This is a genomic window from Acinetobacter stercoris, assembly GCF_900323515.1.
Lineage (GTDB): Bacteria > Pseudomonadota > Gammaproteobacteria > Pseudomonadales > Moraxellaceae > Acinetobacter > Acinetobacter stercoris.
In genome coordinates, this window is the sequence record NZ_OOGT01000429.1 from 1 (window position 1) to 852 (window position 852).

At 26.5% G+C, this 852-nt stretch carries 1 protein-coding gene; it reads right to left on the minus strand.

The genetic code is table 11. The features are described 5' to 3' along the window. Positions 1 to 15 precede the first annotated feature (15 nt). The gene (locus KPC_RS20060; protein ID WP_121976033.1) at positions 16 to 678 is read right to left on the minus strand and encodes a helix-turn-helix transcriptional regulator; all 663 of its coding nucleotides are present in this window, start codon (positions 676 to 678) and stop codon (positions 16 to 18) included. Positions 679 to 852: the final 174 nt, after the last annotated feature.

The window sequence follows — 852 nt, forward strand, 5'->3', positions numbered from 1 at the left end:
TCCTTGAGGATGATTTTATCTTAAAAATTTACAGAGTAATTCTTGTCTGTTTTTAACATTAGTTTTTTGATAAATATGTTGAACATGTGTTTTAACTGTAGCTAAACTACAATTAAGTTTTTGTGCAATATAATTCCCTTCCAAACCTGAAAATAACTCTTCCAGTACAACTATTTCTTTTTTTGTTAAGTTATATTGATCAATAAAGAGGTTTTTATCAATAACATCTGCATGATGATGAAAATAACTTTCAGACAAAGTGTGAAAAGATTCAAATATTTTCTGTTCAAGCGTATTAAAATTTTCTTTATCTGGTGATCTAAAAATACTGATTCCAAAAATAGGTTCACCATTACGCTTTCTAAAGAAAAATTCTGCTGTATCCGAGACTTGCCATCTTTTCATGAAATCCCGATAAACTTCATTAGGTTGGTAATGATCAAGAACTGCAACATTATTTTTCTGGTGGTAAAAATGTCTAAAACTTACAGGATCATGTTCTATCTGAACATTTAAATATTCATCAATTGAGCTATTGGGAATACCATAAACATCAAAATTGTAGGCATGAAAAATATTGTCAATGTTATAGGTTAAATATCCATCTATTGGGCATACATGTTTTATTTGATTAATAAAATTACGACTAAATGTATTTAAAAAATCATGATTCAACATAAATTCTCACCTTCCCTTTTGAAAATTTATTAGCAATATTTAGACCAAATAACTCACTTCCTGTGAATTTTAGGTTTGGTATATTTGAGTTTATAACATTTTATCAATCCTAGATTAAAATAATAAATATTCAAATATACCAAATTAACCTTTTTCATCATTATTATTTAATTC

Coding starts and splice junctions, on each gene's coding strand:
- KPC_RS20060 (WP_121976033.1), bottom strand. CDS start 678: ATGTTGAATCATGATTTTTTAAATACATTTAGTCGTAATTTTATTAAT.